The 17,063-nt window shown below is 69.9% G+C and carries 19 protein-coding genes; 11 read left to right on the forward strand and 8 right to left on the reverse strand.

What is annotated here, in order from left to right; genetic code table 11:
• The first annotated feature begins 110 nt into the window (after window positions 1–110).
• Window positions 111–848, forward strand: a complete 738-nt coding sequence (locus J7F03_RS19885; protein ID WP_214951238.1) for an RDD family protein — start codon at window positions 111–113, stop codon at window positions 846–848.
• Window positions 849–957: 109 nt separating this feature from the next.
• Here the strand turns inward: J7F03_RS19885 and J7F03_RS19890 are convergent, their stop codons facing one another.
• The gene (locus tag J7F03_RS19890; RefSeq protein ID WP_214951240.1) at window positions 958–1,245 is read right to left on the reverse strand and encodes a hypothetical protein; all 288 of its coding nucleotides are present in this window, start codon (window positions 1,243–1,245) and stop codon (window positions 958–960) included.
• 468 nt (window positions 1,246–1,713) lie between these two features.
• Here J7F03_RS19890 and J7F03_RS19895 point away from each other — a divergent pair, with 468 nt between their 5' ends.
• Together J7F03_RS19895 and J7F03_RS19900 are read left to right on the forward strand one after the other, a co-directional pair.
• Window positions 1,714–4,122 (forward strand): immune inhibitor A domain-containing protein, encoded by a 2,409-nt coding sequence (locus J7F03_RS19895; RefSeq protein ID WP_214951242.1) that lies wholly within the window; start codon window positions 1,714–1,716, stop codon window positions 4,120–4,122.
• A gap of 111 nt (window positions 4,123–4,233) precedes the next feature.
• The gene (locus tag J7F03_RS19900; protein WP_214951244.1) at window positions 4,234–4,599 is read left to right on the forward strand and encodes a hypothetical protein; all 366 of its coding nucleotides are present in this window, start codon (window positions 4,234–4,236) and stop codon (window positions 4,597–4,599) included.
• Between the two features lie 88 nt (window positions 4,600–4,687).
• Here the strand turns inward: J7F03_RS19900 and J7F03_RS19905 are convergent, their stop codons facing one another.
• From J7F03_RS19905 to J7F03_RS19915, 3 genes are all read right to left on the reverse strand, one after another.
• Window positions 4,688–5,056 carry a hypothetical protein gene (locus J7F03_RS19905; RefSeq protein ID WP_214951246.1) on the reverse strand — a complete coding sequence of 123 codons (369 nt, stop codon included), beginning with the start codon at window positions 5,054–5,056 and terminating at the stop codon, window positions 4,688–4,690.
• Window positions 5,057–5,208: 152 nt separating this feature from the next.
• Entirely contained in the window at window positions 5,209–5,808 is a 600-nt protein-coding gene (locus tag J7F03_RS19910) for an isochorismatase family protein (protein WP_214951248.1), read from the reverse strand.
• A gap of 126 nt (window positions 5,809–5,934) precedes the next feature.
• Window positions 5,935–7,263, reverse strand: coding sequence for a nicotinate phosphoribosyltransferase (locus tag J7F03_RS19915; RefSeq protein ID WP_214951250.1), 1,329 nt, complete (start codon window positions 7,261–7,263; stop codon window positions 5,935–5,937).
• 81 nt (window positions 7,264–7,344) lie between these two features.
• On the opposite strand from J7F03_RS19915, the gene clpS reads away from it, so the two are divergent.
• From clpS to J7F03_RS19945, 7 genes are all read left to right on the forward strand, one after another.
• The gene (gene clpS / locus J7F03_RS19920) at window positions 7,345–7,659 is read left to right on the forward strand and encodes an ATP-dependent Clp protease adapter ClpS (protein WP_214951251.1); all 315 of its coding nucleotides are present in this window, start codon (window positions 7,345–7,347) and stop codon (window positions 7,657–7,659) included.
• Window positions 7,659–8,264: a DUF2017 domain-containing protein gene (locus J7F03_RS19925; protein ID WP_214951253.1), complete on the forward strand. Its 606-nt coding sequence runs from the start codon at window positions 7,659–7,661 to the stop codon at window positions 8,262–8,264. Before clpS ends, J7F03_RS19925 begins: the two co-directional genes overlap by 1 nt.
• Before the next feature lie 341 nt (window positions 8,265–8,605).
• Window positions 8,606–10,033, forward strand: a complete 1,428-nt coding sequence (locus J7F03_RS19930; protein ID WP_214951255.1) for an amino acid permease — start codon at window positions 8,606–8,608, stop codon at window positions 10,031–10,033.
• 134 nt (window positions 10,034–10,167) lie between these two features.
• Entirely contained in the window at window positions 10,168–10,590 is a 423-nt protein-coding gene (locus J7F03_RS19935; RefSeq protein WP_214951257.1) for a Mov34/MPN/PAD-1 family protein, read from the forward strand.
• Between the two features lie 143 nt (window positions 10,591–10,733).
• On the forward strand, window positions 10,734–10,841 hold the full coding sequence (locus J7F03_RS42685) for a putative leader peptide (protein WP_310941867.1): 108 nt from the start codon (window positions 10,734–10,736) through the stop codon (window positions 10,839–10,841).
• A gap of 85 nt (window positions 10,842–10,926) precedes the next feature.
• Window positions 10,927–11,214 carry a MoaD/ThiS family protein gene (locus J7F03_RS19940; protein WP_214951259.1) on the forward strand — a complete coding sequence of 96 codons (288 nt, stop codon included), beginning with the start codon at window positions 10,927–10,929 and terminating at the stop codon, window positions 11,212–11,214.
• Complete coding sequence (locus J7F03_RS19945) at window positions 11,214–12,164, forward strand: PLP-dependent cysteine synthase family protein (protein ID WP_214951261.1); 951 nt, start codon at window positions 11,214–11,216, stop codon at window positions 12,162–12,164. The genes J7F03_RS19940 and J7F03_RS19945 overlap by 1 nt, the downstream gene beginning before the upstream one ends.
• Before the next feature lie 186 nt (window positions 12,165–12,350).
• Here the strand turns inward: J7F03_RS19945 and J7F03_RS19950 are convergent, their stop codons facing one another.
• Together J7F03_RS19950 and J7F03_RS19955 are read right to left on the reverse strand one after the other, a co-directional pair.
• The gene (locus J7F03_RS19950) at window positions 12,351–12,653 is read right to left on the reverse strand and encodes a DUF488 family protein (protein ID WP_308379778.1); all 303 of its coding nucleotides are present in this window, start codon (window positions 12,651–12,653) and stop codon (window positions 12,351–12,353) included.
• A gap of 29 nt (window positions 12,654–12,682) precedes the next feature.
• On the reverse strand, window positions 12,683–13,093 hold the full coding sequence (locus J7F03_RS19955) for a hypothetical protein (protein WP_214951265.1): 411 nt from the start codon (window positions 13,091–13,093) through the stop codon (window positions 12,683–12,685).
• 250 nt (window positions 13,094–13,343) lie between these two features.
• On the opposite strand from J7F03_RS19955, the gene J7F03_RS19960 reads away from it, so the two are divergent.
• Window positions 13,344–14,096: an MBL fold metallo-hydrolase gene (locus tag J7F03_RS19960; protein ID WP_214951267.1), complete on the forward strand. Its 753-nt coding sequence runs from the start codon at window positions 13,344–13,346 to the stop codon at window positions 14,094–14,096.
• Between the two features lie 73 nt (window positions 14,097–14,169).
• Here J7F03_RS19960 and J7F03_RS19965 read toward each other — a convergent pair whose 3' ends face one another.
• Together J7F03_RS19965 and J7F03_RS19970 are read right to left on the reverse strand one after the other, a co-directional pair.
• Window positions 14,170–15,441: a PTS transporter subunit EIIC gene (locus J7F03_RS19965; protein ID WP_214951269.1), complete on the reverse strand. Its 1,272-nt coding sequence runs from the start codon at window positions 15,439–15,441 to the stop codon at window positions 14,170–14,172.
• A 318-nt stretch (window positions 15,442–15,759) separates the two neighbouring features.
• Window positions 15,760–17,061: a PTS transporter subunit EIIC gene (locus tag J7F03_RS19970; protein WP_214951271.1), complete on the reverse strand. Its 1,302-nt coding sequence runs from the start codon at window positions 17,059–17,061 to the stop codon at window positions 15,760–15,762.
• Between the last annotated feature and the right edge of the window lie 2 nt (window positions 17,062–17,063).

The raw sequence follows: 17,063 nt of genomic DNA on the forward strand, positions 1-17,063 counted from the left end.
TGCCCTGTCCGCGAGCCCCCGGTGATCCGTCGGCGGGGCCCGCGCCCGCGCGTCCCCCGAACGGACGCGTCCCCGTTGCGGGCCGGGCCGGGCCGGGATCGACTCGGGCCATGAGCACCGACCAGCCGCCGCCGGGCGAGCCGCCCGAGGACGACCCGTTCCTCAAGAAGCCCCAGGAACCGACGCCTCCGTCGGGTGGTTCGCCGTACGGCTCGCCGCCCCCCGGTGGAGGAGGCGGCTTCCCGCCGCCCCCGCCCCCTCCCGGTGGTGGAGGCGGCTATCCGCCCCCGCCGCCGCCCTACGGAGGCGGCGGAGACCCGTACGGCGGTGGCGGCGGCTACGGCATGCCCGACCCGCTCGCCGGGATGCCCCCGCTCGCCGACTTCGGCAAGCGGCTCGCCGCCCGCGTCATCGACCTGCTGATCATCGCCATCCCGCTGTTCCTCATCCAGCTGGCCGTCGGCGACCGCGAGCGCTACACGGTCGAGACGAACGACGGCGAGGACGTCACGGAGGTCATCACCAGGTCCTACAGCGGCAGCGGCCTGATCATGACGCTGGTCTCGATCGTCGCCTACGTCGGCTACGACTGGTGGTTCACCAAGAAGAACGGCCAGACCCTGGGCAAGAAGTGGCTGGGCCTGCGCGTCGCGATGCTCAACGACGGCAGCGTCCCGCAGTCCGGCGCCGCGCTCTCGCGCGCGGCCGTGCTCTGGCTGCCGACGCTGATCTGCTGCTTCTGCCTGTGGCCGATCGCACTCGTCATCTCGATGCTCGTCGACAAGCCCTACAAACAGGGCCTGCACGACAAGGTGGCCAAGACCGTGGTGGTCCAGTCGACGACCTAGACCCCGGCACCATCACCACGGCGTACGCAGCTCAGCGCGCGGGCGGTCTCCCCACCGGGGGAGGCCGCCCGCGCGGCGCTGTGCGCGGCCGGACGGGGCCGGCGGCGGGTCAGTGGTGGACGGGGTGTTCGACCGGGGCCGTGGCGGCCTCCGCCACGTCCTGCGGCACCGTGTCGGGCACCGGCGAGGCCGTCCTCGGCCGGGTCGCGGCGTGCCGCCCGCGCCGGCGCGGGATCGGGACGGTGAGTGCGACGAGGAGCCCGAGGACGAGCGCGGCGGCGGAGATGACCGCGACGCCGAGTCCCGTACTCGTCTGCGAGAGCAGCAGCATGGCGATCGTCGACACGATGACGGTGGCGGACCCGTAGGCGAGCTGTGCGGCAGTCGGACGCGGCATGACGATATCCGTCCTCGAAGCGGGAGGGGGAGTCGGCTCGACCAGGTCTGGCGTCAAGTGACTCTACGACGGTGGATGCCCGAGGGGAACTGTCGGTAAGCGCGACCTAACCCATCTGACGCGTGGCAGCGGAGCACAGGGGGCGCACAGGGGTCATTCTCCGGGCCGATGCGAGTACGCGTGGAGGGGGCGTAGAGGTGGAGCAGGGCGGGCGGGTGGGCCGGGAAGGTGCCGGTGGGCCTGCCGGGAGGCGCCCGCACGCCCCCTTCGTCCGCTATGGCCAGGGAACGTCCGAATAGCGGAACTGACTGACCGCATAGTGCAGTTGTAAGGAACAAGTCAAGGTCTGTCTTTTCTTGCGACTCTCTTGTCAAATGTCGTCACTTGAGACGCGCGCCGCACGGAACCCCCCGCTCCTATGGAGACGTTCCGCACCACTTCGCGGCCGCGGGAGGGGAACGACATCAAGTGACCAGCAACTCCGTCAGAAGGCGCGCGCTGCGCGCTGCCGCAGTCGGCGTGACCCTGGCCGCCACCGCGGCCACCGGTGCGGCCTTCACCATCGCCCAGGCCGACCCGGGCCTGAGCGTGCCGACCGCCGACCGCCAGGACCCGACCGCTCCCTCCAAGGAGCAGGTCAAGCACAACCTCAAGGGTCCGTTCAGCGACCAGCAGGAGCAGGCCAAGAAGGCTGCCCTGGAGCAGGTGCTGACCGGCAAGAAGGGCGTCGAGCAGCGCGGCGCCTCCAAGGTCGTCAAGCTCGCCGACAAGAAGTACGTCGAGCTCGGCCGTGAGAAGACCGACAAGATCTTCACGATCCTCGTCGACTTCGGCGACCAGGTGGACAGCACCACCATGTTCGACCCGGACGGTCCGGGCGGCCCCAAGCCGCCCGCGCCCAAGTTCGGCGGCAACCCGGGCCCGATGCACAACCAGATCGCCCAGCCCGACCGTGCGGTGAACAACAGCACGGCCTGGCGCAAGGACTTCAACCGCGCGTACTTCCAGGACCTGTACTTCGGTACCGGCCAGGGCAAGAACTCGCTGAAGACCTACTACGAGAAGACCTCCTCGGGCCGTTACTCGGTCGAAGGCGAGGTGGCCGACTGGGTCAAGGTCCCGTACAACGAGGCCCGTTACGGCTCGAACTACTGCGGCCAGACCAACTGCGCCAACGTCTGGGACACGGTCAAGGACGGCGTGACCGCCTGGGCCGAGGGCCAGAAGAAGGCCGGGAAGACCGACGCGCAGATCAAGGCGCAGATGGCCCAGTACGACCTCTGGGACCGCTACGACTTCGACGGCGACGGCAACTTCAACGAGCCCGACGGCTACATCGACCACTTCCAGATCGTCCACGCGGGCGAGGACGAGTCGGCCGGCGGCGGCGTGCAGGGCACGAACGCCCTGTGGGCGCACCGCTGGTACGCCTACGGCACGCAGGCGGGCAAGACCGGCCCGGAGAACAACAAGGCCGGCGGCACCCAGATCGGCGAGACCGGCATCTGGGTCGGCGACTACACGATGCAGCCCGAGAACGGCGGCCTCGGCGTCTTCGCGCACGAGTACGGCCACGACCTGGGCCTGCCGGACCTCTACGACACCTCCGGTGGCGGCGAGAACTCGGTCGGCTTCTGGTCCCTGATGTCGGCGGGCTCCTGGCTCGGCAACGGCAAGGACTCCATAGGCGACCTCCCGGGCGACATGAACGCCTGGGACAAGTTCCAGCTGGGCTGGCTGAACTACGACACGGCCAAGGCCGCGACGAAGTCCACCCACAAGCTGGGCGTGGCGGAGTACAACACCAAGGACAAGCAGGCGCTCCTCGTCGAGCTGCCGAAGAAGCAGGTCAAGACCGAGATCGTCGCTCCCGCCGAGGGTTCCACCCAGTGGTGGAGCAACATGGGTGACGACCTCAAGAACACCCTGACCCGCTCGGTCGACCTGACCGGCAAGACCTCCGCGGCCCTGTCCCTCAAGGGCTGGTGGGACATCGAGGCGGAGTACGACTTCCTGTACACCGAGGTCTCCACGGACGGCGGCGCCAACTGGACCGCGCTGGCCGGCACCGCCGACGGCACGGACCTCCCGGTCGACGCCTCCGGCAGCCCGTCGCTCACCGGCGTCTCGGGTGCCTGGAAGAACCTGAACTTCCCGATGGACGCCTACGCGGGCAAGAAGGTCGACCTCCGCTTCCGCTACCAGACGGACGGCGGCGCGGGCGGCAAGGGCTTCACGGCCGACGCCCTCACCATCACGGCGAACGGCGCCACGCTGTTCACCGACGGTGCCGAGAACGGCGACAACGGCTGGGCCGGCAAGGGCTTCTCCCGCGTCGGCAACGGTTTCACCAAGGAGTACGCGCAGTACTACCTGGCCGAGAACCGCCGGTACGTGTCGTACGACTCCACCCTCAAGGTGGGCCCGTACAACTTCGGCTTCACCAACACGAAGCCGAACTGGGTCGAGCACTACCCCTACCAGGACGGTCTCCTGATCTGGCAGTGGGACACCTCCCAGAAGGACAACAACACCAGCCAGCACCCCGGCGCCGGTCTGATCCTTCCGATCGACGCCAACGCCAAGCCGATGAAGTGGTCGGACGGCACCCTGCTGCGGAACAAGATCCAGCCGTACGACGCCACCTTCAGCGCGTACTCCACGGATGCCTTCACCCTGCACAAGAACGGTGAGGCGCTGTTCCTGAAGCCGAAGCCCACCAACCTGGTCTTCGACGACCACAAGGGCAAGTACTACTACGACGAGAACCCGACCGGCTCGGTGAAGGTCGCTGACACCAACACCAAGATCAAGATCGTGAAGGAGCCGTACGACGGTCTCCAGATGACGGTCGAGGTCGGCCCCGCCGTTAAGTAATTCGGTAAAGCCGCAGGTCAAAACATGATCGGTCGTCGCCCCCTAGCGGGCGGCGGCCGATCGCGTTTAGATGCGTGAGCTGAGTTTCTTATTGACGGGGGAGATGAAGACATGCCCGGTGGAGGTTTCGTCCGGTTGCCAGGCGGCAGCGTGGTCGTCGCGCTCACGCTGCCCAGACCGGCTGTGGAGAGCTCCGCGGCAGGTGCCGCCGCGGGCGGCGCCGGGTGCTCCGCCGCGGGCTCCGAGGAGGGCGGAAACGTCCGCGTGCTGGTGCACGCGGCGAACCGGGCCCGCGCCCTGACCAGGCTGCGGAACCTCGGCATGCGCGCCGTCTACCTGCGCGGCAACGCCCAGCCGCCGACCCCGGACGAGATCACCGCCGTCCTGCACCACCCCGACGGCCTGCTCTGGCGCTGCGCGCCGGACCGGGCGGAAGAGCTGTGGCACCCGATCCGGGCGCTGCTGGGGCACGGCTAGCTGGGGCACGGCTAGCGGGGGCACGGCGGGCGGGGGCACGGTCGGCGGAGGCACGGTCGGCGGGGGTGGGAGCGGGCGCGGGGCGCCGTCAGGCGAACTCGAAGCCGAAGCTTCCGCCCACCCGCGTGCCGTCGTCGTCGCGGGCGGTCCACCACTCCACGGTGTAGGCGCCCGCCGGGAGCCGGCCGCCGAGGGTGTGCCCGAAGCTGTAGGCCGGCTGCCGGGTACCGCGCATCCGGAACTCCAGCAGCGGGGTGCCCTCCGGCGTGCGGACCTCGGCCCCCGCCGTGAGGGGCAGCTCCCGGGGGTGCCCGGGGGCCGGGCGGGCCTGACCGGACCACATGAACGTCGGCTGCCACCCCCCGTCGGCGGCCGCCAGGCTGATCGTGCCGCGGCCCCTGAGCGGGGGGTGGTCGGCCGGGGTGCCGTCGTCCGCCGGGCCGGTGAACCTGAGCATCACGGATCGCCTCCTTGTCGCAGGTGTTGACCCGCGCCACGTTTCCAGGAGTCCCGATCTTCCGCGGGAAGCTTTCACGGCTTTGACGGAAATCCGCCCCAGATTGTCCGGTGTGATCCGGTCTACGCCTCGGCCTGGTCGCCCGCCTCGGCTCAGCCGGCCACGAGGGGGGTCCCGGACAGCTCCACGCCGGCCTCGCGGAGCTCCGCAAGCGCCTGGGTCGTGGTGTGCGGGGCAACCCCGGCCGTCAGGTCCAGCAGCACGTGCGTACGGAACCCCGCACGGGCCGCGTCCAGCGCGGTGGCCTTGACGCAGTGGTCGGTGGCGATGCCGACCACGTCGACCTCGGTGACGTGCCGGTCCCGCAGCCACTCCGCGAGCCCGCGGCCGTTCTCGTCCGCCCCCTCGAAGCCGCTGTACGCCGCCTCGTACGCCCCCTTGTCGAAGACGGCCGCGACGGCCCCCGAGGCGACGGCGGGCGCGAAGTTGGGGTGGAAGCCCACCCCCTCGGTCCCGGCGACGCAGTGGACCGGCCAGGAGGTCTCGTAGTCCGGCTGGGCGGGGGCGTGCGCGAAGTGGGACCCGGGGTCGATGTGGTGGTCCCGGGTGGCGACGACGTGCCGGTACCCGGCTGTGGCCTGCCCGATGAGCTCGGTGATGGCGGCGGCCACGTCGGCTCCGCCGGCGACCGCGAGGCTGCCGCCTTCGCAGAAGTCGTTCTGTACGTCGACGACGATCAGTGCGCGGTGCATGTCCGGTGCCCTTCGGCTTGGTGTGTGGTGGGGCGGGGACCCTGCGGGGGCTCTTCCCCCGCAGGGTCCCTTCCCGAAACTGGGGCTCCGCCCCAGACCCCGCCGGGAGCGGGGGCTAGGCGCGGGCTAGGCGTACTCCGTCGGGATCACGGCCTCGCCGCGCGAGAGCTGCGTCGCGGAGAGGGGCAGGCCGGCGAGGGCCTCGCGGTGGCGGTCGCGGACCGTCTCCAGGGACTCCCGGGCCACCACCTCGCCCCCCTTGACCAGCTGGACGAGGAGCTGCGTGTCGGCCAGCGCCGCCGGCACCGGCCCGGTCCCGATGACCTCGGCCTCCGCGACCCCGTCGGCGTCGACCCGCCGCGCCGCCCACTTGCGGCCCCCGATGGACGTCTTGCCGCCCGAGGACTTCTTCGCCACCGACACCAGCGGAGCCTTCACGTCCGCCGAGGCCGCCCGCGCCACCAGCTTGTAGACCATCGAGCACGTCGGGTGCCCGCTGCCCGTCACCAGCTGCGTGCCGACCCCGTACGCGTCCACCGGGGCGGCCGCCAGCGAGGCGATCGCGTACTCGTCCAGGTCCGAGGTCACCACGATCTTCGTCGCCGTCGCCCCCAGCTCGTCCAGCTGCTGGCGCACCCGGTGCGCGACCAGCAGCAGGTCCCCGGAGTCGATCCGGACGGCGCCCAGGCCCGTCCCGGCCACTTCCACGGCCGTGCGGACCGCCTCCGCGACGTCGTAGGTGTCCACCAGCAGCGTGGTCCCGCTGCCCAGTGAGGCGACCTGAGCCGTGAAGGCGTCCCGCTCGGTGTCGTGCAGCAGGGTGAAGGCGTGTGCGCTCGTGCCGACCGTGGGGATCCCGTAGCGGAAGCCGGCGGCCAGGTCCGAGGTCGAGGTGAAGCCGCCGACGTACGCGGCGCGGGCGGAGGCGACGGCCGCCAGTTCGTGCGTGCGCCGCGCGCCCATCTCGATCAGCGGCCGGCCGCCGGCGGCGGAGGACATCCGGGAGGCGGCCGCGGCGATCGCCGAGTCGTGGTTGAGGATCGACAGGACCACGGTCTCCAGCAGCACGCACTCGGCGAAGCTGCCCTCGACGCGCAGGACGGGCGAGCCGGGGAAGTAGACCTCGCCCTCCGGGTAGCCCCAGATGTCGCCCGAGAAGCGGTAGGAGGCCAGCCAGTCGAGGGTGCGCGCGTCGACGACGGCGCGCTCGCGCAGGAACTCCAGTACGGCGCCGTCGAAGCGGAAGTTCTCCACCGCGTCGAGCACCCGGCCGGTCCCCGCGACCACGCCGTAGCGCCGCCCCTCGGGCAGCCGCCGGGTGAAGACCTCGAAGACCGAACGCCGGTCGGCGGTGCCGCTGGCCAGTGCGGCCTGCAGCATCGTGAGCTCGTAATGGTCCGTGAAGAGCGCTGTCGACGGCACGTCCACCGGCAGGCCCAGGTCCGCAGGGTTCATGTGTCGGATGCTAGCGCACATCTCGTCAAAGTGACGAGATGTAGGTGCCCGTTTGTGCGACAGGCCCCCTGCAGTGGCAGCATGGGACGAGTGAGTGTTGCTCCCATTGAGATCGAACGCACCGAATCGGCCGAAGAGACCTTCGTGGTCCCCGAACCCGACGTCCCGTGGGTGACCCTGGTGCACAACGACCCGGTCAACCTCATGAGCTACGTGACGTACGTGTTCCAGGCGTACTTCGGCTACTCCAAGGACAAGGCGACCAAGCTGATGCTCGACGTCCACAACAAGGGGCGGGCCGTCGTCTCCAGCGGCAGCCGCGAGGAGATGGAACGCGACGTGCAGGCCCTGCACGGCTACGGGCTGTGGGCGACCATGTCCCAGGACCGCAACTGATGGGCGGCGTGTTCGAAGCCCCCGAGAGCGGTGACGGCGCGGTCATCGCGCTCGACGAGATCGAGATCTCGATCCTGCGCTCGCTCGCCGTGCAGCTGCTGGAGCTCATCGGCCCCGGCGAGCCCGAGCCCGACCCGGACGCCGATCCGCTCGCCGCGCTCTTCGCCGGCTCCGACGGCCCGACCGAGCCCCCCTCCGACCCGGCCCTCGCCCGGCTCTTCCCCGACGCCTACGGCGGCCCGGACACCGGGCCCAGGGCCGACGAGGCCGAGCTGCGCGCCCACTCGGCCGAATTCCGCCGCTTCACCGAGAACGACCTGCGCACCCGCAAGCGGATGGACGCCCTGGCCGTCGTACGCAGCCTCGACGGGCTCACCCCGGGCGGCGACGGGGCGGCCGTCCTGGAGCTCACCGGCGAGCTGGCGCTGCGCTGGCTCGGGTCCCTGAACGACCTGCGGCTCACCATCGCGGCCCGCCTCGACATCACCGAGGACGACGAGAGCGCCGTGCTCTTCCGGCTGCCGGACGACGATCCGCGCAAGCCGATGGTGATGGCGTACCTCTGGCTCGGCGGTCTCCAGGAGACCCTCATCGAGACCCTCTGAGGGATCCTCCTGGGAATCCTCTGAGGATCCTCAAGCGTAAAGTTCGTTCGCTCAGCGGACGCTCAAATCCGGATAACGATCAGGTCACCACGATGTGGTGACCTGATCAGTTTTCGGGGCCTGTGTCCCGATTTTTTTGCGCCCTGCGTCACACTTTCGTCCCTCGCCCACCCGTAAGCACGTGATAAATCTTCACGACCGCCGACGGGGCGCCACCCATGCCCCCCGGCCTGCTTGAACCGGCTGACCGCCGGCGTGCAACTCCATCCGTATCCGGGGGGATCGAGGACCCGATCCGCAGCCAGAAGGCGCGGGTCGGCGTGGAGAAAGGCGCACCAGACATGACCTCCGTACAGGTCGACGAGCAGCAGCACGACACCACCGGGAGCGGCGGCGAGGGGTACCACCGCGCACTCGGGGCACGCCAGATCCAGATGATCGCGATCGGCGGCGCCATCGGCACCGGCCTCTTCCTGGGAGCCGGCAAGGCCATCTCCAAGGCCGGGCCGAGCCTGATCCTGGCCTACGCCATCGCCGGCCTGGTCATCTTCTTCATCATGCGGGCCCTGGGCGAACTGCTCATGTACCGCCCGGTGTCCGGCTCCTTCTCGGACTACGCCCGGGAGTTCCTCGGCCCCTTCTGGGGTTATGTGACCGGCTGGACGTACTGGCTCTTCTGGGTGGTCACCGGCATCACCGAAGTCACCGCCGCCGCGCAGTACATGTCGTACTGGACCCACGACAGCTTCCCGCAGTGGGCGTACGCGCTGATCTTCACCGTCATCCTCTACGGCGCCAACCTGATCTCCGTGAAGCTCTTCGGCGAGCTGGAGTTCTGGTTCTCCATGGTCAAGGTCACCGCCATCGTCGGCATGATCCTGATCTGCGCCGGCATCCTCACCATCGGCTTCTCCGACGCCGCGGACACGGCCACCGTCACCAACCTGTGGAACGACGGCGGCTTCTTCCCCAAGGGCATCGGCGGCACGCTGATGACCCTGCAGATCGTGATGTTCGCCTTCCTCGCCGTCGAGCTGGTCGGCGTCACCGCCGGCGAGTCCAAGGACCCCGAGAAGACCCTGCCCAAGGCCATCAACACCGTGCCGTGGCGCATCGCCGTCTTCTACGTCGGCGCGCTGATCATGATCCTGTCGGTCGTCCCGTGGCACGAGTTCCAGCCCGGCGTCAGCCCCTTCGTCGCCGCCTTCGAGAAGATGGGCCTCGGCGTCGGCGCCGCGATCGTCAACTTCGTCGTCCTGACCGCGGCCCTGTCCTCCTGCAACTCCGGCATGTACTCCACCGGCCGCATGCTGCGCGACCTCGCGCAGAACGGCCAGGGCCCGAAGATCTTCACCAAGCTCACCAAGAGCGGCACCCCGCTGGTCGGCACCACCTTCTCCGCCGCGCTCATGCTGGTCGGTGTCTGGATCAACTACGTCGCCCCCGGCAAGGCCTTCGACTACGTCGTCTCCTTCGCCACCATCTCCGGCATGTGGGCCTGGATCATGATCCTGGTCTGCCAGATCCGCTACCGGGCCGCCTCCGACCGCGGAGACCTGCCGAAGTCGCCGTTCCGCGCCCCCGGCGCCCCGTACACGAGCTACTTCGCCCTGGCCTTCATCGGCATGGTCATCGTGATGATGGGCGTCGACAAGGACGCCCGCGTCTCGCTCTACTGCGCCCCGCTGTGGGGTCTGCTGCTGGGCGTCTCGTACCTGGTGATGAAGTCCCGCGACCCGCGCGGCGCGGCTTTCACCAAGGCCTCGTAACGCCCCTTCGAACCGTGAGTCCCGGCCGCCTGCCACGGCCGGGAACCACGCTCTTCCGGGCCTCGTGTCCAACATTCGGGCCCTCCTGTACCACTCCTCGGTACGGGAGGGCCCGTCTGCTTATCCTGTCGCTCATGCTGACCCTCACCCAGGCCCTGTACGACCGGATCGTCGCGCACGCCCGTCAGGACCACCCCGACGAGGCCTGCGGCGTCGTGGCCGGCCCGGCGGGCACCGACCGCCCGGAGCGGTTCGTGCCGATGCTGAACGCGGCCCGCTCGCCCACGTTCTACGAGTTCGACTCGAAGGATCTGCTCAAGCTCTACCGCGAGCTCGACGACCGGGACGAGGACCCCGTCATCGTCTACCACTCGCACACGGCGACCGAGGCCTACCCCTCGCGCACGGACGTCACGTACGCGAACGAGCCCGGCGCGCACTACGTGCTGGTCTCCACCGCCGACAAGGACGGCCTCGGGGAGTTCCAGTTCCGGTCGTACCGGATCGTCGAAGGCGTGATCACCGAGGAAGAAGTGCAGGTGGTCGAGGCCTACTGAGGGCCTGCCGGCGACCGACTGCGGGGCCTGTAGAGGACCCCCGAACGGCCACGGAAGGACTACCGCCCAGTATGTGAGCGGTATTCGTCCACGATGTGGGATCACACTCCAAACCGGGGACCGGGAATCGTTAACATGACCGCATGGTTCCCCACGACGTGAGCATCGAGACGCCCGGCAGGCTGCTGCTTGTGGCGCGGCTGCACGTCGACCTGTGCCGCCTCGCCAGCGCCATCTGTCCCGCGGCCTGACCCCCGCCGGCCCCACCCGGGCCCGCGCGCTCACGCCCGCCTTCGCTTCGCCCGCCTTCCCTCACCATCCTGACTGGAGCCTGCCATGGCCATCGAGGTCCGCATCCCCACCATCCTCCGCACCTACACCGACGGCGAGAAGGCCGTCACCGGTGAGGGCGCGACCCTGTCCGAGCTCTTCTCGGACCTGGAGACCCGCCACAAGGGCATCCAGGAGCGCATCGTCGACGAGGCCAAGGGCGGCGAGCTGCGCCGCTTCGTCAACGTCTACCTCAACGACGAGGACGTCCGCTTCCTCGCCGGCATCTCCACCGAGCTCAAGGACGGCGACAACGTCACCATCCTCCCGGCCGTAGCCGGCGGATCGAAGTAATGCGCTACGACTCCCCCCTGGCCGCGGTCGGCAACACGCCGCTCGTCCGGCTGCCCCGGCTCTCGCCCTCCGACGACGTACGGATCTGGGCGAAGCTCGAGGACCGCAACCCGACCGGCTCGATCAAGGACCGCCCGGCGCTCCACATGGTCGAGCAGGCCGAGAAGGCCGGCCGGCTGTTCCCCGGCTGCACCATCCTGGAGCCCACCTCCGGCAACACCGGCATCTCCCTGGCGATGGCGGCGAAGCTCAAGGGCTACAAGATCGTGTGCGTGATGCCGGAGAACACCTCGCAGGAGCGGCGCGACCTGCTGGCCATGTGGGGAGCCGAGATCATCTCTTCGCCGGCGGCGGGCGGCTCGAACACCGCCGTGCGCGTCGCGAAGGAACTGGCGCAGCAGAACCCGTCCTGGGTGATGCTCTACCAGTACGGCAACCCGGACAACGCGGGCGCCCACTACGCCACCACCGGACCGGAGATCCTCACCGACCTCCCGTCGATCACCCACTTCGTGGCGGGCCTCGGCACCACCGGCACGCTGATGGGTGTGGGCCGCTACCTGCGCGAGCACGTACCGGGCATCAAGATCGTGGCGGCCGAACCGCGCTACGACGACCTCGTCTACGGTCTGCGCAACCTCGACGAGGGCTTCGTCCCGGAGCTGTACGACGCGTCGGTCCTCACGACCCGCTTCTCGGTCGGCTCGGCCGACGCGGTCACCCGCACGCGGGAGCTCCTCCAGCAGGAGGGCATCTTCGCGGGCGTCTCCACGGGAGCGGCGCTGCACGCGGCGATCGGGGTCGGCCGCAAGGCGGTCGCGGCGGGCGAGTCCGCCGACATCGTCTTCGTCGTGGCCGACGGCGGCTGGAAGTACCTCTCGACGGGCGTCTACACGGCGGCGACGACGGAAGAGGCGATCGAGGTCCTCCAGGGCCAGCTCTGGGCGTAGGACGCTCCGGTGGTCGGGCACGGCACCACTGCCGGGTGCCGGCGCCGGCGGGGCCGAACCCAGCGGCGCCGGCGCTCGGGTGAGGGTCCGGGCCGACCCGAACCCGGCCCCGCCGGCGTTTTTGGGCGCGGGCCCGGGCAGCGGTCCAGGGCGGGCAGGGGGCCGGCGGGGCTGCGGCCCGGCGGGTCAGGAGAGCAGGGCGGCCAGTACGCCGGCATGGCTCGCGGGCGGGTCCTTGACCGCCGTCAGGAGGGTCACCGGACCCGCCGCGGCAAGCTCCCGCAGCCGCTCCAGGCACGCCGCCGCCTCCGCCGCCTCCAGCTCCACCTCGTACCGCTCCCGGAACTCCTCCGCGGAGCCACCCCCGTGGAACCACTTCCGCAGCTCCGTCGACGGGGCGGCGGCCTTCGCCCATTCGTCGACCTCCGCCGCCTCCTTCGACAGCCCCCGGGGCCACAGCCGGTCCACGAGCACCCTGACTCCGTCCACCCCCGGCTCCGCGGGCTCGTAGACCCGCTTCAGCCGGACGGCCCGAGTCCCTTCACCTCGTCCCACACCGCCGGATCCACCGTCCCCAGCCGCCGCGCCCGCGCGAACTCCCATACCGACACCTCCACCACCCGGTCCGCCTCCAGGAATCCTCCCCGCGCCCCCACCACGCCCGGCGGCAGCGGGATCACCCCGGCGCGCCGGTCGTCGTACTTCCCGGTGATCCACGCGACCCGCGCCCAGTGGCCCCGTACGGCCAGGACCAGGCAGGGCCGCCCGCCCGGCAGGGACCACAGCTGACCGGGCTCCGGCCTGGGCGCCGGCCCCGGCGCGTGCGGCGGCTCGGTGGCGTGGGGCACCTGCCGCGCCCGCCGGGGGAGCAGTACCAGCAGGATCACGACCACCACCGCGGCGACCGCCGGCCACCAGGACGTGTCCATACTCCGACCGTAGCCGCGGCCGCACCGCCCGGCGCGGCGGCCGCACCGCCCGTACCCCGCACGGACCCCGCACCCACCCCGCCGCCGGACGGCAACGCGGATCCGCCCCGTCGCTCCCCCGGGTGACAGCACAGGTGATTCCCCCCACAACGGCCCGCCGTGGAGGAGCGACCGGAGGTTTCGCGCCTTACGCTCGACCCACGCACGGCCCGCATTCCGTCCACGGACCGTCCACGGAGGTTCACGCTCCATGAAGCTCACCGTCGTCGGCTGTTCGGGTTCGTTCCCGTCCGCGGAATCGGCCTGTTCGAGCTACCTCGTCGAGGCCGACGGCTTCCGGCTGCTCCTCGACATGGGCAACGGTGCCCTCGGGGAGCTCCAGCGGCACATCGGCCTCTACGACCTCGATGCGATCTTCCTGAGCCATCTGCACGCCGATCACTGCATCGACATGTGCGCCTACTTCGTCGCCCGCTTCTACCGCCACGAAGGCGGGCGCTGCGGCACCATCCCCGTCTTCGGCCCCGAGGGCACCGAGAAGCGGCTTTCCACCGCCTACGAGGACGTCCCCGACGAGCGTTCCATGAGCGAGGTCTTCGACTTCCGGACCCTGAAGTCCGGCAGCTTCGAGATCGGCCCGTTCCAGATCCGCACCGAGAAGGTCTCCCACCCGGTCGAGTCCTACGGGATCCGCGTCGAGCACGGCGGCCGCTCGCTGACGTACTCCGGTGACACCGGTGTCTGCCCCGAGCTGGGGCTGCTCGCCGAGGACACCGACCTCTTCCTGTGCGAGGCCTCCTTCACGCACGGCAAGGAGGACATCCCGGACCTTCACCTGAACGGGCGCGAGGCCGGCGAGTTCGCGCGGGGCGGCCGGGTCGGCCGGCTCGTCCTGACCCACATCCCGCCGTGGACGGACGCCCAGCAGAACCTGGCCGACGCCCGCGCGGTCTACGACGGCCCGATCGACCTGGCGTACGCGGGCGCGGTCTACGAGGTCTGAGCCACCGCTGTACGACGAAGCCCCCGCCCTCCCTTCCGGGAGAGCGGGGGCTTCGTCGTGGTGTGGCGCGGGACTACTTGGCCTCGGCCTTGAGCAGCTCGGCGAGCTCCTCGTCGGACTCGCGGCCCGGGGTGGGCAGGTTCCACCTGGTGATCGCGAAGCGGAACACGAAGTAGTAGACGGCCGCGAAGCAGAGGCCGATGCCGGCCAGGCCCCACGGGTTGGAGGCGATGCCCAGGTTGAGGAAGAAATCGATCGCGCCGGCCGAGAAGCCGAAGCCGTCCTTCATTCCGAGCGACCAGGTCAGGGCCATCGAGACGCCGGTCAGGACCGCGTGGATCGCGTAGAGCACCGGGGCGATGAACATGAAGGTGAACTCGATCGGCTCGGTGATGCCCGTGACGAAGGCGGTGAGCGCGAGGGAGAACATCATGCCGCCGACGACCTTGCGGCGCTCGGGGCGGGCGCAGTGGACGATCGCCAGGCAGGCGGCCGGGAGGGCGAACATCATGATCGGGAAGAAGCCGGTCATGAACTGTCCGGCGGTGGGGTCGCCGGCGAGGAAGCGGGCGATGTCGCCGTGGACGGCGCCGTCGGGGCCCTCGAAGGAACCGGCCTGGAACCACGGGAAGGAGTTCAGCAGGTGGTGCATGCCGATCGGGATCAGCGCGCGGTTGGCGACACCGAAGATGCCCGCGCCGACGGCGCCGGAACCGGTCAGCCACTCACCGAAGTTGTGCAGACCCGTGCCGAGGACCGGCCAGATGAGACCGAAGACGATACCGGCGAGCAGACCCGCGAAGGCGGAGAGGATCGGGACGAGGCGGCGGCCGCCGAAGAAGCCCGCCCAGTCCGGCAGCTTGGTCCGGTAGAACTTCTGGTAGAGCAGGGCGGTGATGATGCCCATCACGACACCGCCGAGGACACCGGCGTTGACCGGGGCGTCCAGCATGACGATCTTGCCGCCGACGACCTTGGCGACCTTCGGCAGGTTGCTGTCCGTGAAGGTGGCGAGCACCTTCTGGAAGACCAGGTAACCGGTGACGGCCGCGAGGGCGGTCGAGCCGTCCGACTTCTTCGCGAAGCCGATCGCGATACCGACGGCGAACAGGAGCGCCATGTTGTCGAGGATCGCGCCACCACCGGCGGCCATGTAACCGGCGATCTTCAGGATGAACGTCGGGAAGACGTCCTTGTCGCCGAGCATGTCGTCCGCACCCAGGCGGAGCAGGAGCGCTCCGGCGGGCAGCACCGCAACGGGGAGCATGAGGCTCCGGCCGATGCGCTGCATGACGGCCATCACGCCGGCGCCCTTCTTCGTTTCCGCAGCGGTGGCTGTGGACATGGTCATCCTCCAGTGGGCAAGGCGCTGCCAGGGGCATGGAAAAAGGGGGGTTGGCGGCGTCTCGGAAAGGGGGACCCCGGGCCGAAAGGCCCGCGTGGTCTACACCACTCAGTGGTGTAGACCAGTTGTAGCACGGTGGGGTCCGCGTAAGGAACCCACCAATTTCGTGGGGGAGGACACATTCGGGCATACATGGCAAAGGCCCTCGGACCCCATGGGTCCGAAGGCCTTCGACTCTCTTATGGGCCCCCGAGGGGGGCATGTGGCGGCCCCGAAGGGGCCCTTCGGCCCGGTTTCGCCCGGCCGAAGGTCAGCCGCTCACGCCTTCGTGTTGTCCGCCTCCATGACCGCGATCTCCTCGTCCGACTCCCGGCCCGGCGTCTTGATGTCCCACTTGGTGATCGCGAAGCGGAAGATGCCGTAGTAGACGACCGCGAAGCAGAGCCCGATCGGAATGATCAGCCAGGGCTTCGTCGCCAGGCCCCAGTTGATGACGTAGTCGATCAGGCCCGCCGAGAAGCTGAAGCCGTCCTTGGCCCCGAACGCCCACGTCACCGCCATCGACACACCCGTCAGCACCGCGTGGACCGCGTACAGCGCCGGCGCGAGGAAGAGGAACGAGTACTCCAGCGGCTCGGTGATGCCGGTGACGAAGGAGGTCAGGCCGACCGACAGCATCAGGCCGCCGACCTCCTTGCGTCGCGCCGGCTTCGCGCAGTGCGTGATCGCCAGCGCCGCCGCCGGCAGGGCGAACATCATGATGGGGAAGAAGCCGGTGAGGAACTGCCCGGCGTCCGGGTCGCCCGCCAGGAACATGTTGATGTCACCGTGGACCGTCTGTCCGTCCGGCTTGGTGTAGCTGCCGAACTGGAACCACACCGGCACGTTCAGGAACTGGTGCAGGCCGATCACCAGCAGCGCGCGGTTCGCGACGCCGAAGATGCCCGCGCCCACCGACCCCAGACCCACCAGCCAGTCCGAGAAGCTCTCCAGCGCGTCGCCGATCGGCGGCCAGATCCACAGGCACAGTGCCGCGAAGGCGATCGCGACGAACGACATGACGATCGGGACGAGCCGGCGCCCGTTGAAGAAGCCCAGCCAGTCGACCAGCTTCACCCGGTGGTAGCGCTGCCAGAACCAGGCGGTCAGCAGGCCCATGATGATGCCGCCGAACACCCCCGGATTCTGGTACGTGAACCCGGTGAAGGCGTTCCCGGCCGCCAGGCAGCCGCCCCCGATGTCCGTCGACCCCGAAGGGCAGTCCTTGGGGAAGGCGTGCAGCACGCCCCGGTAGACGAGGAAGCCGGCCACCGCGGCCAGCGCCGTCGAGCCGTCCGCCTTCTTGGCCATGCCGATCGCGACACCGATGCAGAACAGCAGCGGCAGGCCCAGGTCCGCGTCGAGCAGCGCCCCGCCCGCGCCCGCCATGACCTTGGCGACGTTCGTCCAGTTCAGGCCGTCCTTGCCGAAGACGTCCGGCTGTCCCAGTCGGTTCAGGATGCCCGCCGCGGGCAGGACGGCGATCGGCAGCTGGAGGCTCCGCCCCATCTTCTGCAGCCCTTGGAACATGCCGTTCCACCACTTCGGCTGTGGCACTGCTGCGGCGCTGCTCGCGCTCATCC

It is taken from the genome of Streptomyces sp. ISL-43 (assembly GCF_018614195.1).
In the GTDB taxonomy this organism is placed as follows: Bacteria; Actinomycetota; Actinomycetes; order Streptomycetales; family Streptomycetaceae; genus Streptomyces.